The 13,188-nt window shown below is 67.4% G+C and carries 13 protein-coding genes; 7 read left to right on the top strand and 6 right to left on the bottom strand.

Annotated features, from left to right (window positions below; all coding sequences use genetic code 11):
• Nucleotides 1–51: 51 nt before the first annotated feature.
• On the bottom strand, nucleotides 52–471 hold the full coding sequence (locus tag DEBA_RS08825; protein WP_013258583.1) for a hypothetical protein: 420 nt from the start codon (nucleotides 469–471) through the stop codon (nucleotides 52–54).
• A 165-nt stretch (nucleotides 472–636) separates the two neighbouring features.
• On the opposite strand from DEBA_RS08825, the gene DEBA_RS08820 reads away from it, so the two are divergent.
• Nucleotides 637–1,356 carry a hypothetical protein gene (locus tag DEBA_RS08820; RefSeq protein ID WP_013258582.1) on the top strand — a complete coding sequence of 240 codons (720 nt, stop codon included), beginning with the start codon at nucleotides 637–639 and terminating at the stop codon, nucleotides 1,354–1,356.
• Here the strand turns inward: DEBA_RS08820 and DEBA_RS08815 are convergent.
• On the bottom strand, nucleotides 1,353–2,756 hold the full coding sequence (locus DEBA_RS08815) for a tetratricopeptide repeat protein (protein ID WP_013258581.1): 1,404 nt from the start codon (nucleotides 2,754–2,756) through the stop codon (nucleotides 1,353–1,355). The genes DEBA_RS08820 and DEBA_RS08815 overlap by 4 nt on opposite strands.
• 220 nt (nucleotides 2,757–2,976) lie before the next feature.
• On the opposite strand from DEBA_RS08815, the gene DEBA_RS08810 reads away from it, so the two are divergent.
• A complete protein-coding gene (locus DEBA_RS08810) occupies nucleotides 2,977–4,164 on the top strand; it encodes a YeeE/YedE thiosulfate transporter family protein (protein ID WP_013258580.1) in 1,188 nt (395 codons plus the stop codon).
• A 53-nt stretch (nucleotides 4,165–4,217) separates the two neighbouring features.
• The gene (locus DEBA_RS08805; protein ID WP_013258579.1) at nucleotides 4,218–4,454 is read left to right on the top strand and encodes a sulfurtransferase TusA family protein; all 237 of its coding nucleotides are present in this window, start codon (nucleotides 4,218–4,220) and stop codon (nucleotides 4,452–4,454) included.
• Between the two features lie 60 nt (nucleotides 4,455–4,514).
• On the opposite strand, the gene DEBA_RS08800 is transcribed toward DEBA_RS08805, so the two are convergent.
• The gene (locus tag DEBA_RS08800; protein ID WP_013258578.1) at nucleotides 4,515–4,913 is read right to left on the bottom strand and encodes a hypothetical protein; all 399 of its coding nucleotides are present in this window, start codon (nucleotides 4,911–4,913) and stop codon (nucleotides 4,515–4,517) included.
• A 48-nt stretch (nucleotides 4,914–4,961) separates the two neighbouring features.
• Between DEBA_RS08800 and DEBA_RS08795 the strand changes: the two genes are divergently transcribed.
• Together DEBA_RS08795 and DEBA_RS08790 are read left to right on the top strand one after the other, a co-directional pair.
• A complete protein-coding gene (locus DEBA_RS08795) occupies nucleotides 4,962–7,130 on the top strand; it encodes a hypothetical protein (protein WP_013258577.1) in 2,169 nt (722 codons plus the stop codon).
• Nucleotides 7,127–8,920, top strand: coding sequence for a cytochrome c3 family protein (locus DEBA_RS08790; protein ID WP_013258576.1), 1,794 nt, complete (start codon nucleotides 7,127–7,129; stop codon nucleotides 8,918–8,920). The genes DEBA_RS08795 and DEBA_RS08790 overlap by 4 nt, the downstream gene beginning before the upstream one ends.
• Here the strand turns inward: DEBA_RS08790 and DEBA_RS08785 are convergent.
• Nucleotides 8,902–9,261 carry a hypothetical protein gene (locus DEBA_RS08785; RefSeq protein WP_187288529.1) on the bottom strand — a complete coding sequence of 120 codons (360 nt, stop codon included), beginning with the start codon at nucleotides 9,259–9,261 and terminating at the stop codon, nucleotides 8,902–8,904. The two genes, DEBA_RS08790 and DEBA_RS08785, sit on opposite strands and share 19 nt — an antisense overlap.
• Before the next feature lie 92 nt (nucleotides 9,262–9,353).
• Here DEBA_RS08785 and DEBA_RS17035 point away from each other — a divergent pair, with 92 nt between their 5' ends.
• Nucleotides 9,354–9,833 (top strand): QcrA and Rieske domain-containing protein, encoded by a 480-nt coding sequence (locus DEBA_RS17035; RefSeq protein WP_013258574.1) that lies wholly within the window; start codon nucleotides 9,354–9,356, stop codon nucleotides 9,831–9,833.
• 3 nt (nucleotides 9,834–9,836) lie between these two features.
• Nucleotides 9,837–10,463, top strand: coding sequence for a cytochrome b N-terminal domain-containing protein (locus DEBA_RS08775; protein ID WP_013258573.1), 627 nt, complete (start codon nucleotides 9,837–9,839; stop codon nucleotides 10,461–10,463).
• Between the two features lie 96 nt (nucleotides 10,464–10,559).
• Here DEBA_RS08775 and DEBA_RS08770 read toward each other — a convergent pair whose 3' ends face one another.
• The gene (locus tag DEBA_RS08770; protein ID WP_013258572.1) at nucleotides 10,560–11,153 is read right to left on the bottom strand and encodes an indolepyruvate oxidoreductase subunit beta; all 594 of its coding nucleotides are present in this window, start codon (nucleotides 11,151–11,153) and stop codon (nucleotides 10,560–10,562) included.
• Between the two features lie 2 nt (nucleotides 11,154–11,155).
• Complete coding sequence (gene iorA / locus DEBA_RS08765; RefSeq protein ID WP_013258571.1) at nucleotides 11,156–13,054, bottom strand: indolepyruvate ferredoxin oxidoreductase subunit alpha; 1,899 nt, start codon at nucleotides 13,052–13,054, stop codon at nucleotides 11,156–11,158.
• Between the last annotated feature and the right edge of the window lie 134 nt (nucleotides 13,055–13,188).

Below are 13,188 nucleotides of genomic sequence, written 5' to 3'. Positions count from 1 at the left end.
CAAACGCCCACGGCCGGACATCAAGCGGTTGACGGCCCGCAACGGCCGACGCTATTTAAGCATGCGCATGATTTCGTCGTTGACCACGTTGTAGATTTCTTCGTCGGTGCCAAAGACATCGACCACGGCCCGGTGATTGATGAGCTTCTCGATGATGAAGGCGGTGACGAACAGGCTGATGCGGTTGGGCTTGTCGACCAGATCGCGGATGGGCGAAATGGCGTATTGAATCTCGAAGTCCTCGGCGTGGAGCAAATCATTGACACAGACGATGAGTTGTTCCTCGAGGTCGCGCATGTTGGTCACTTCGATCAGGCCGGCGTGGACCAATTTGAGCGCCAATTTGCGGGCCACGTCGTCGCCAAGATCGCCCAGCATGGACAATTGCCGGCTCCAGGCCGATTGGCGAGAGCTTTCCAGGCGCGAGATCAGGTTGCTCTCGCGATAGTTGGTGCTGAAATTGCCACCCATAGCATTCCTTCCCATCTGGCAGGCGAGCGGCGCGAACGCCCTTGCCAGGGCTTTGCCAATGCGCCGTCGGTTGGCCTGGGGTAAAATCAGAGCCCAGCGCCGTTAGGCTTTTCTAGCACCTGAGTGCATCATTGGCAATAACTACTTGACCCCGCAAACGGAAAAATGGCCAACGTCTTTTTGCAAGCCCCGCCGCCCGATCATCTGGAGGATGAGGCCTTGATGATCGAGACCGCCGGCGAAATGCCCGAAGTGGCCCTGGCCGAGAGCCTGCATCACCTGGGCGCGCTCCCGCCCGACCAGCTGCGCGCCCTGCGGGCGGCCACGGCCAGGGCCTATTTGAAATTGATCGTCCGCGACCTGGATTACGCCAGCGTGGGTCAGGGCCTTTTTCGTGGCCTGGAGCGGGCGTTGGCCAATCTGCAACGATTGACGACGTTTCTCGCCTCAATAAATGAGCAGTTATCGCCAGATGATATGCATTTTTTGAATAGTATGCTTGAAGATTATCTGGCCCGCGAGGCCGCCGCCTTGGCCGCCGGTAGGCCCTACGCCAGCGCCCGGCCCGAGGTGGTCGAGGCCCTGGCCCGCGCCCTGGGCCTGGAGCGCGGGCGCATCGTCAGGGCCCTGGCGGCCATGGCCGCCCTACCCGCGCCCGATTGCCGGGCCCTGGCCGCCCTGGCCAGGCTGGAGCGGGCCGGCGGCGCGCGCAAACGCCGCCACCAAGGCCCGGAGGATCTGACCATCGGCGTGGAGGACGACCAGGGCCAAACCCTGGCCCAGGTCGTCCTGACCTTGATCGGCCCAAGCGGCGCGGAGGATCCAGAGCTGCGCCGCCGGGCCGAGGACGTCTGGCGCTGCTTGGCCCTGCCCGTCGTCGATTAGCGGCGGTGGGCGTTCAAATCCTTGGCCATGTCCGGCGGGATGTCCATGCCCAGGCTGGCCGCCTTGTCGGCGTAGCGGATGGCGTCGGCCCACATGTCCATGGCGACATAAGCCAAGGCGGCGTTGTAGTAGGCCGGCGCGAAGGTCGGGTCGATGGTCAGGGCCTTGTTGAATTCATCCACGGCCTTGTTGAACTGGCGTTCGCGGCCGTAGAGGTTGCCCAGGCCGATGTGCGCCGGGAAAAACGTGGGGTTGAACTCCAAGGCTTTGTTGAAGCTGGCCTCGGCGTCGGCCACGCGGCCCAAGTGGGCGTAGATCAGGCCCAGGTCGTTGTAGGCCTCTTCGTAATAGGGGTCGGCGGCAATGGCCGCCTTGAAGTAGCCCTCGGCCCGGCCGGCGTCGCCCTCGTAAACAGCCACCTGGCCCATCTGGTAGAGGGCCTGGGCCATGTTGGGGTTGGCTTTGAGGGCTCGCTCCAACTCTTGCTTGCCCTGGCCCATCTTGCCCTCGCCCATGCTCATCATGGCCAAGCTCAAATGCGCCTCGGCCACGTCGGGCTTTTGAGCCACCAAGGCCTCCAGCAGGGCGCGAGCCTGATCGCCCCGGCCCTGGCCGGCCATCATGTTGGCCTCGAACAGCCTGGCCTGCCACAGGCGCGGGTCATCGGCGGCGGCCTTGCCGAAGAGCTTCTCGGCCTGGGCCACGTCGCCTTCCAGCATGGCCAGGAAACCATCGCCAAAGGTCACCGCCGCCTCTTTGCGCAGCCCGCCAGAGTTGACGCCGTCGACGATGCTTTGCATGAACATGGTGGCCTCGTCATGGGGGTTGTAGCCCCTGGCTTCGGTGATGTTCTTTTCAGCGCTTTCGAAGTCGCCCACCACCAGATTTTCCAGGGCGGCCATCAACGCGCGGCGGCCGCGCATGAAAACCGGCGCGTCCTCGACCTCGGCGGGCGAAACCGGCCTGGCGGGGGCCACGCTGGGCTGGTAATAAGTCTTGGGCTCCAGGGCCAGGCTGGGCGGCGGCGCGGTGGGCTCGGCCCGGGGCTGATTGAAGCGCATCAAAACGGCGTAGCCATCCTCGATGGGCACGACCTTGCTGGGCTTCATGGGCGCCAGGCCGGCCAGGGCGGCGCGGTATTCGGCGCGCAGGCCCTTGACTTTCTGCCGCCCCACCCTACCGCCCCTGGAGACGGCCGGCCCCTCGGAGACCTGTTTGGCCAACGCCTCGAAGTTGGCGCCGGAGTTCAGTTTGCCACGAACGCTTTCGGCCTCGCCGCGCGTTTTCAGCGTGATGATGCCCAGGTCCACTTCCTCGTCGTTGGCGTGGGCCGGCTGGGCCGCGGCGATGGCGGCCAGCGCTGCTATCAGACAGGCAAGGCGCAGCAGAAGCTTGGTCATTTGGTTTTCTCCATTGTTGTACGAAGGGCCTATGCGTTGATAAACCGTGGCCACCGCCCGTGTCAACCGCGCGCTTAAGTGTTTTTTGCGGGTTGAATCATCGCTTGGCGCAAGGCATAATCCGATAAGCGACATCAAGCGGACGCGTCCGGCCACGCGCCGCGCCAACGGCGTCGCCCGATCCCACGAAAAGCAAACCGCGGCAACCCCGGAGGAGATAATGTCCGAAAGCGTTATGGTCGAGAAATTCAAGGAAGGCTACGCCGCCCTGTTCGAAAAGAACTGGCCCCTGTGGGTCGGCGGCATTCTGCTGGCCCTGCTGGGCACGCTGTGCATGGTCGCCACCAGGCCGTGGGGCGTGGTCGGCGGCTTGCGGGTCTGGGCCGATTGGCTTTTCTACGGCGTGGGCCTTTACGACCAAGCGCCCCGTCACGCCCTGTTCCTTAGCGACTCGGCCATCCTGACCTGGGGCCTGCTCTTTGGCGCGTTCGGTTCGGCGCTGTTGTCGCGGCAGTTCGCCTTGCGCATGGCCCCGGGCCTGGAGTTGGGCAAGGGCGTGGTCGGCGGCGTGCTGATGGGCGTGGGTTCGGTGATGGCTGGCGGCTGCAATGTGGGCGGCTTCTACACGGCCCTGGCCGCCGGCAGCGTCAGCGGCTTCGCCATGATGATCGGCCTGATCGTCGGCGCGATGATCGGCCTGAAATACCTGCTGTGGGAGATCGAGCACATCACCACCAAGCCGCCCAAGCAAAAGCAGGCCTCCTCCGGCCAAGGCGGCGTGGACTGGGACAAGGTTCAACCCTGGCTGGGCGGCGCGTTTTTCCTGTTTTTGATCGGCTACGCCTATTGTCTGAGCCTGCGGGCCTACACCGACCAGGCCATCTTGATGATGCTGGCCATGGGCATCGGCCTGGTGATCCAGCGTTGCCGCTTCTGTTTCGTGCGCGCCTTCCGCGACCCCTTCATGACCGGCGAGGCCGAGGCCACGCGGGCGGTGGCGCTGAGCGTGATCATCTCGGTGATCGGCTTCATGCTCGTCAAGTGGTACAACTCCGACCTGGAGATGATCTACACTTATCATCACTGGATCGGCGGCTTGGTGGGCGGCGTGATCTTCGGCATGGGCATGCTGCTTTCGGGCGGCTGCGGCTCGGGCTCGTTGTGGCGGGCCGGCGAGGGCCATGTCAAACTGATCATCGTGGTGATCTGCTTCGCCCTGAGCAACAGCCTGTTCAAGCAATACGTCTTCACCAACGAGGTCGCCGAGGCGTGGGGCAAGGGCTTCCTGTTCCTGCCCAACCTGGTCGGCGGCTATTTCTGGGCCATCATCATCAGCGCGGCGGTAATGCTGGCGTGGTGGGCGATCATGGCCTGGAACGAGGAAACCGACAAGCTGACCCTGACCTAACACGGCGCGCGTTCGCTTGATTTTGACGCAAACGCCAGACAAGGAGACCAGACATGGCAGATTACACCGCTGACGAGGTGTTGGACGCTCGCGGGCTGACTTGCCCCATGCCGATCCTCAAGACCAAAAAACTGCTGAAAAACATGAAGGCCGGCCAGATCCTGGAGATCCAGGGCACCGACCCCGGCACGCGCAACGACCTGCCCGCCTTCACCAGCCGCTCGGGCGACGAGTATCTGGGCGAGGAAGCCCGCGACGGCTACATCAGCTTCTTCGTCAAGAAGGGCTAGCCAACGGCCGTGCGCCAGCGATGGGGCCGGCCATGCGGCCGGCCCTTGTTTTGCGCATGATCAGTCGTAAAGCTTGAGGTGGATGTGCTGCGGCCCCAAAAAAAAGCTGGTCTGGGCCACCTTGTCGGCGCGGCTGGAGAAACTGACCACCACCTTGTGGGGGCAGTCCAGCCACTCCAGGGTCTTGAGCCGGGGCAGCTCCACCAGCGGGTCGACCACGAAGGCCATCTCCACCCGGGGCGGGGCGCTGGCCGCGTCCACGCCCACCAGGTCGATGGCCTCGCGGGTCGAGCGCGGCGGCTTCCAGCCCATCAGCGGCAACAGCCCCATGGCCTCCACCGCCCCGGCCAGGGCGCGGATCAACGCCCGGCGGGCCACGTCCTCCTGGAGCATCTCCCTGGGGATGCGCTCCAGTTCGGCGCGCATGGCCTGGGCCAGCGATTTCAACTGCTCGTTCATGGCGACAACTCCTTGGCCGATTCTCTTGACGCCAGCACAGGCTAACCCATGGCCGCGGTCGAGTCAAAACCAACTTCGCGCGCCATCTGGGCCCTGGCCTACGCCCTGGCCGCGGCCCTGCTGCTGGCCGCCGTGGCCCTGGCCTGGCTACGAGAAAACGACCGCCCCTGGCAAGAGCAAATCGCCGCCATCAACGCCCGGCGCGGCCAACGCCTGGAGCGCCGCCTGCTGGCCATGGGCGCGCCGCCAACGCTGGCCCGGCAACGGGGCCAGGCCCTGGCCGACGAGCCGCCTCGAGTCATCGAGACGCGACCCCACGTCAGCGGCCGGCCCGAGCGCTGCCTGAGCTGCCACCGGGGCATCGAGCAGATCAGCCCGTCCCACCCCGTCGAGGCCGTGGGCTGCGTGGCCTGTCACGGCGGCAACGGCCTGGGCCTGACCAAGCAAAGCGCCCATCAGGGCCTGCGCGGCCGCAATCCCAGCGACTTGGGCCAGGCCAGGGCCTCTTGCGGCCAGACCATGGCCGGCGCGGCCTGTCACGAGGGCCGGCAAGAGCCGGCGGCCAACGCCGTGACCAGGGTCGAACGCACGATCATGAGCACCATGACCGGCGTGCTGACCAGCCTGCGCGTCTCGTGGGGGGCCCAGGGCGATTTCACCGCCAGCCTGGCCACCGCCGCCGTCAGCGACCCCGAGGCCCCGGCCCAAAGCGACGGCCAGACCGTGGCCGTCCTGCGCAAGATCGACGCCGCCGATCCGGCCAGCCTGGATTTCGCCGGCCTAGCCAACGACCACTGGCGCAAGTTCTGCGCCCGCTGCCACCTGCGGGCCAGCCGGCCCGACGGCCACAGCGTCCACGGCGCGGGTTGCGCCGCCTGCCACGGCATGCGCCATGCATCCGGGCGCTATCTGGGGGCCGACGCGGCCATCGCCGACGACGAACCGGGTCATGCGGCCTATCACCGCCTCCTGCCCACCCCGCCCGAGGAAAACTGCCGCCGCTGTCACAACCGCTCCGGCCGCATCGGCCTGAACTATCGCGGCTGGATGGAAGACGAAAGCGGCCGCGTCCCCTGGCCCGACGGCCAGCCGCGCCAACACCTCAGCGGCGGCCGCGCCCTGCGCAGCCTCTTGCCCGACATCCACGCCGAAAAAGGCCTGGGCTGCATCGACTGCCACACCTCCCGCGAGATCATGGGCGATGGCCGCATTTATCAACGCATGCGTTTTCAGACCGAAATCCGCTGCCAGACTTGCCACGGCGGGCCGGGCCGGCCGCCCCAAACCGGTCCGGCCGATGGCGCCGCGGCCTTCGAACTGCGCCACGGCCCGCTGAAAGACGCGCCCACGCCGACCGGCGACGATTTCGTGCTCGGCGTCAAGGGCCGGCCCCTGAGCAACGCCCGCCTGATCGGCGATAAGGTGCTGCTGCGCTCCAAGACCAACCCCGGCCAGACCCACCAAGCCGCGATTATCGCCGCCGACCCCAGGCACAATCTGCCCGGCCATCAGCGCCTGAGCTGCCAGGCCTGCCACAGCCGCTGGACGCCACAATGCTTTGGCTGCCACGATCTGCGCGGCCAAGGCGGCCAGATGTGGGACTTTGCCGCCGACGGCCCCCGGCCGGGCGTCTGGTCCGAACGCCGCGACGTCTATCGTTTTTTGGCGCCGATCCTGGGCGTGGATTCGCGGGGCCAGATCACGCCCTTCACGCCCGGCTGCCAGGTGAGCCTGAGCGTATTGGACCAAAACGGCCAGCCCCTGCCCGGCCAATGGATGACCCGCCAAAAGGGCGGGCCAGCCGGCGGGACCGTGGTCAGCACGCCCCTCGCCCCCCACACCACCAGGCTGGAGGTGCGGCCCTGCCAGGCCTGCCATCAAAACCCCCGCGCCCTGGGCCTGGGCGACGGCCCCATGCCCCTGGACGGCGCGGGGCCAGAGTCGCTGGACGCCCCCGCGCAAAGCGGCCTGAACCACGGTTGGGCCGCCCTGACCACCGTGGACGGCCGGCCCTTGCAGGATCAAACCCATCAAGGCGCGCGGCCGCTCAACGCCGCCGAGATTGGCCGAACCCTGGCCTTTGGCCGCTGCCTGCCTTGCCACTTCAAGCCCCACGACCCGGTGTTGCAAGACCCGGCCAAGGCCCGCCAACGCATCGGCCCCGGCGGCGATCTGGCCGCGAAGCACCGCCTGGCCGAGGAAAAGGCCCTGCGATGAGCGCCGCGAAGACAGTCATCCTGACGGCCCTGATCGCCCTGGCCATCTGCTGGGCCGGACCGGCCACGGCCAACGGTTGCCTGGGCTGCCACCAGGGCTTTGTCTCGCCCATGCCGCCAAGCCCGGCCCAAGGCAAAGTCCCGGATTGCCTTTTTTGCCACGGCGGCGACGCCACGGCCAAGGCCCTGCCCCAGGCCCACCAAGGCCTGCGCGCCAACCCCTCGACCCTGGACGCGGCCGACCAAACCTGCGGCCGCTGTCATCCCGGCTGGCCGGAAAAGGTGCGGCGCTCGCCCATGGCCACCAACGCCGGCTTGATCAACCAGACGCGCTATCTGTGGGGGGCCCAGCCCAGCCCGGCCCCGCTGTGGGCCACGCGAAAGGTCGGGCCATTGGCGCAACTGCCCCAGCCCGACGTTGCCGGCGGCCAGGCCGTGGACGACCTGCTGCGGCGGCGCTGCCTGCGCTGTCATCTGTGGAGCCCCGGCGCGGACATGGACGGGGCCAGGCGTTCGGCCGGTTGCGCGGCCTGCCACGCGCCCACCGACGACCAGGGCCGTAAAATCCACGGCCACCGCCTGAGCAAGAGCCCGCCCGTGGCGCAGTGTCTGCGTTGCCACGCCAGCGATTGCGGGGCCGGGGCCGAATACGTGGGCCTGACGCCGGCCGACGAACACTTCACGGCCCATTTCGCGCAAATCGACCCGGCGCGGCCCAAGCTCTTCAACGGCCGCGTCTGGCGCGAAACCCGGCCCGATCTGCATCACCAGGCCGGCCTGGCCTGCATCGACTGCCACGTGCGGGCCGAGGTCATGGGCGATGGTCAGATCCGCCAGGCGGCGCTTTTGCACGTGGGCCTGCGTTGCCAGTCCTGCCACGGCCGGCCCGGCCAGCCGCCGCGCCAGGCGCGCACCAGCCACGACCAAGCCATGACCAACGTCAGCATCAAAAACGGCGCGGCGCTGGTGCGCGGCAAGCTAAGCGGCAAAACGCTCGTCGCGCCCAGCCTGGCCAACGGCCCCGATGCGCCGGCGGCCCACCTGGCCCCGGGCCACCAGCGCCTGGCCTGCCACGCCTGCCACGGCGCGGCCAATCCGGCGGTCTGGGGCTTGCAGGTTTTGTTGGACACCAGGCCCGGTCCGGCCCGCTGGCGCGATATCGCCGCCCAGGGCGATCATCAGCTCTGGGCCATGGCCTGGGCGGCCGATCAGGCCCAAGCGCCCAAGGCGCTGGATCTGCTAAGCGGCCGCCCGCGCGACGGCGTGTGGGTCTTGTCGCCGTTTTTCCGGAGGCGCGAGTGGCGCGTCCACGGCCAGGGCCCCGACGGCCGCACGTTTTTGCTGCGGCCGCGTTTTCAATACGTGGTGACGATTCTGGATGAAAACGGCCGACCCAGCGTTGCCGGCCAAATCCCCTCGCCGGGCCTGGGCCTGGCCCCCTGGCGACCGCACAACACCCGCCGGCCCACGGTGGGCTGCGCCGATTGCCACGGCAACGCCATGGCCTTGGGCCTTGGGCTGACTTTTTTGCGCGATGGCCAACCAAATCAGCCGCCCGCCCTGGCCCCGGAGCTGTGGTTGCCCCGGGCCGAGGGCCTGGCCATGGACGGCGGCTGGACCAAGATCGTCGATCTGGCGGGACGGCCTCAACAGGTCATGCTCGTCGAAGGGGCGCGGCCCTTTGCGCGCGAGCTGCTGCGCAAGCTGCTAAGGCCCGGCAAGCAATATATAAAATGGCTGCTGCGCGACCTGGACGCCCGCGCGGCCGAGGCTCAGACAAAAAAGCCGTAGGCCGTCAGCAGCGCCCAGCCGGCCAGGATGGCCCAGGCCGCCAGTTCGGCAAAGCCGGGCCGGCCAAGGGCGGGGACGGCGTGGGGTGGCCGACGGCTCAGCCAGGGCAGCCAGGCCAGAAAACAAAAAGCCGCGCCTGGCAAAAGCAGGCCACCCCACAGCGGCGGCAACGGCCGCAAAAGCTGTTGCAGGCCCACGAAAATCCACGGGGCCTTGGCCTGGCCTTCGGCGGCCTCGACCACCGACTCCAGCGGATAGACCACGGCCAGGGCCGTCAGCAGGGCCAGGCAGAGCAACGCGGCCAGGCCTTCCTTGGCCGCCAGGGTCTCACGGGTGGACATGGGCGCTTTCATGGGCTCAATCATAGCAAGGCCGGCCGCCCTGGCAAAGCCTCTGTTGCGCGGGCCGGCGCGCGGGGTTAGATTGTTTGATCATGAAGCAAAGCCAATCCGTGGATAATCCGCCGCGCCGGCGCTGGTTGGCCTGGGCCGTGGGCGCGACCTGGGCCATGCTGGCCACGGCCGCCGGCTTGGGCCTGGCCATGGCTCTGCGCCTGGTTGGCGGCGGTCAGGGCCAGGCGCGTCCGCCCGCGCCGGTGAGCTTCGACGCCGCTGATTGGCCGGCCGTGGGCCAGGCGCGCGCGCGGGGCGGGGTGGCCTTGGCCCGCGACGAGGCTGGTTTTTTCGCCCTGCGCCTGAAATGCCCCCACCTGGGCTGCCAGCCGACCTGGCGGGCCGATCTGGGGCGCTTTGTCTGCCCGTGCCACGGCTCCAGCTTTGCCGCCGATGGCGCGTTGCTGGCCGGCCCGGCCCAGCGCGGCCTGGATATCCTGGACGTGCGCCGCGCCGCCAGTGGCGCTTTGATCGTCGATCCGGCCCGGCCCGCCCGGCCCGGCCAGCGCCTGAAGGCCTGAGCCATGGCCGGCCCCGGTTTTCTGGAGCACCTGCATCCGCCGCGCCTGCCCGAGGGACGCATCCGCGTTGGCCACACGTTTTGCCTGGGCGGGGTGGCGTTTTTGCTTTTTCTGGCCTTGGCCGGCAGCGGATTGCTGTTGATGTTCCATTACACGCCCACGCCAACGGGCGCGGCCGACTTCTTTGCCCAGGAAGCCGGCGACCTACCGTTCGCCTGGTTTTTCCGGCGGGTGCATTATCTGGCCGGCCAGGGCATGGTCCTGGCGGTGCTGCTGCACATGGCCAGGGTCTTGGCCACGGGGGCCCATCTGCCGCCGCGGGCGGCCAACTGGCTTGTGGGCCTGGGGCTTTTGGCCCTGACGCTGGCCATGGACCTGAGCGGCTACGTGCTGCGTTGGGACGGGGCCACCCGCGCGGCGGCGGCGGTGGTGGCCGGGTTGCTGGCCGAAATCCCGCTGGTGGGCGAGATGTTGCGCGGCGTGCTGCTGGGCGGGCCGGAGTTGGGCCCGGCCGCGCTGCTGCGCTTTTACGTGCTGCACTGCCTGGCGCTGCCGCTGTTGTGCCTGGGGCTGGCGCTGTATCATTTCTGGCGCATCCGCCGAGATGGACGAGCGATTGGCGGTCTTTAGAGCGTTTATTCAATAATAAACATTAATATTTTGCGCGCCATGAAAAAGGCCCCCGACGTCGCCACGTCGAGGGCCTTGTCGTCGCCGCGCGCGGCGCTAGGCGGCGGCCGCCGCCTGATAGCCCAAATCAAAGGCCAGCAGGTTGGCCTCGACAAAACGCTGCTTGGTCTGGGCGCGGATGATCTTTTTCATGGCCTCCACCGGCACGCGCAACTTGGCCCCGGCAAACAGCGCCCCCAGCATGACCATGTTCAGGCTCAGCGGGTTCATGGCCCGCTCGGCCAGCTCCTGGCCGTCAAAGGCGATGACCCTTGCCACCTTGCCGCGCAGATAATCCACCGCCGCCGCCGGGTCGGGATACTTGCCCTGGCCGGTGGTCACGGTGAAGGGCGGCACGGGCCGCAGGCTGGTGATGACCAGCGACTTGGGCCCGGCCTTGTCCAACAGGCGCAGGGCCTCGGCCGGTTCGAAGGCCACCAGCGCGTCGGCCTCGCCCGTGCTGACGATGGGGCTGCGCGCCCCGCCCAGCAGCACCGCCGATTCGACCACACCGCCGCGCTGGGCCATGCCGTGAATCTCGCTGACCACCGCCGGCACGCCCGAATCCAACGCGGCCTGGCCCAACAGGTTGCTGGCCAGAAGATTGCCCTGGCCACCCACGCCCACGAAGACAATACGAAACGTTTTCATATTCAGGCCTCCTTGACCGGCGTGATGGCGTTTTCCGGGCAAATCTGGGCGCAGAGGGCGCAGCCGATGCACTGGGACGCATTGATGGCCGGCTGATCGCCGGCGATGTAAAAGGCCGGACAAGCCACGGTGTTGATGCAGTCGCGATGATTTTTGCACTTGCCCGGATCGACGCGGAAGGGCTTGCGGCCGCGCGGGGCCACCCGGCGACCGTAGAGCGGACAGATCTCGCGGCTGATGACCACGCTGACGCCGGGGTAGTCGGCGGCCTCCTTGATGGCCTTGACCGAGGCGGCCACCTTGAAGGGTTTGACCGTGGTCACGTGCTCGACGCCCAGGCCGCGCACCAGCTTTTCGATGTCGACGTGGGTTTTGTCGTCGGCCAAGCCCTGGCTGACGCCGGGGTGGGGCTGGTGGCCGGTCATGGCCGTGGTGCCGTTGTCCAAAATGACCAGGGTGAAATTGTGGCGGTTGTGCACGGCGTTGACCAGGCCGGTGATGCCCGAGTGGAAAAATGTGCTGTCGCCTATGAAGGCCACGACCTTTTGGTCGGTGGCGCGAGCGATGCCGCCGGCGCTGCTGACGGAGCTGCCCATGCAGATGAGGTAATCGGCCATGCTGATGGGCGGCAGCATGCCCAGGGTGTAACAGCCGATGTCGGTGGTGAAGACGGCCTCGGGCCCCACGGCCTGCTTGACGGCGAAGTAGGTGGCCCGGTGGGGGCAGCCGGCGCAGAGGTTTGGCGGCCGGCCCGGCAGCGCCGGCCTGTCGGACAGGTCGAGCACTGGCGGAGAATTATCTTTTAGTTTGAAGGCCTTGGCGATAGTTTGGCGCACCAGGCGGGGGTTGTATTCATAGGCCCTGGTAAAGACCTCGGGCGCGCGCACGTCCACCGAAACGGCCGGGATGGCCCCGGGCGTCTTGCCGCTGATCTTGACGGCTATGCCCTTTTCCTGGGCGATGGCCCGCAGGGCGTTTTCGACCAGGGGCTCCAGTTCCTCGACCACCAGCACCTGGTCGACGCTTTTGAGGAAGCGGGCCAGTTTTTTCTCGGGCAAGGGCCAACTGAAGCCCAGGTTGAAGATTTTGATCTGGCCCGCCGCGTCCAGATCCTTGACGGCGTCGGCCACGTAGGCCACGCACACGCCGCAGGCGACCACGCCCAGGCGGCCCTTGCCCTTGACGCTATTGAAGGGCGAGGCCTCGGAGAGGGCCTGGGCCTTTTCGTAAATGCGCAAAAGGCGCAGGTGCAGGTTGCGGCTGACCGCGGGCACGCCAACGAAACGGGTGGGCTCCTTGACGAAATGGGCCTTGGTCTTGACCTCGGGCAGATCGTCCAGGCCCACCGCGCCGCGGGTGTGGTTGACGCGGGTGGTAGTGCGCAATAGCACCGGCGTCTCCAGCTGTTCGCTCAGCTCCATGGCGTATTTGGTCATGGCCTTGGCCTGGGCCGGATCGGCCGGTTCGAGCATGGGCAGGCCGCTCTGGCGGGCGTAGTAACGGTTGTCCTGCTCGTTCTGGCTGGAAAAAAGCGACGGGTCGTCGGCGGTGAGGATGACCATGCCGGCGCGCACGCCGCTGTAGGCCAGGGTCATCAGCGGATCGGCGGCCACGTTGAGGCCCACGTGCTTCATGGTGCACAGGGTGCGCAGGCCGGCCGCCGCCGCGCCCGATGCCGTCTCCAGGGCGACTTTTTCGTTGGTGGAATATTCGAAGTGGTATTTGACCTGTTCGGGGCTTTGCCGCATCAGGCGATGCAGGGTGTCGGGCACCTCCGACGATGGCGTGCCGGGATAACAGGTGGCGAAAGCCAACCCGGCCTCCAGGGCGCCGCGCACGATGGCCTCGTTGCCCAGCAACAGTTTTTGGGCCCCGCCTTTTGGCGAAAGCAGATCGTCCATGGTTTGCTTCTCCGGCTTTGGTCGGCCAGTCGGCCCACGCGCGGGGCGTCTTTCGCCAGGCAAAAGGCGGCCCCCGCCGCACATTGGCTGCCCGCTGGCGGCCATATTGGGTAATATGGTCTTAGGCGCTGGCG

Source organism: Desulfarculus baarsii DSM 2075 (assembly GCF_000143965.1).
Lineage (GTDB): Bacteria > Desulfobacterota > Desulfarculia > Desulfarculales > Desulfarculaceae > Desulfarculus > Desulfarculus baarsii.
This window is presented reverse-complemented; position numbering and strand designations above follow the sequence as displayed.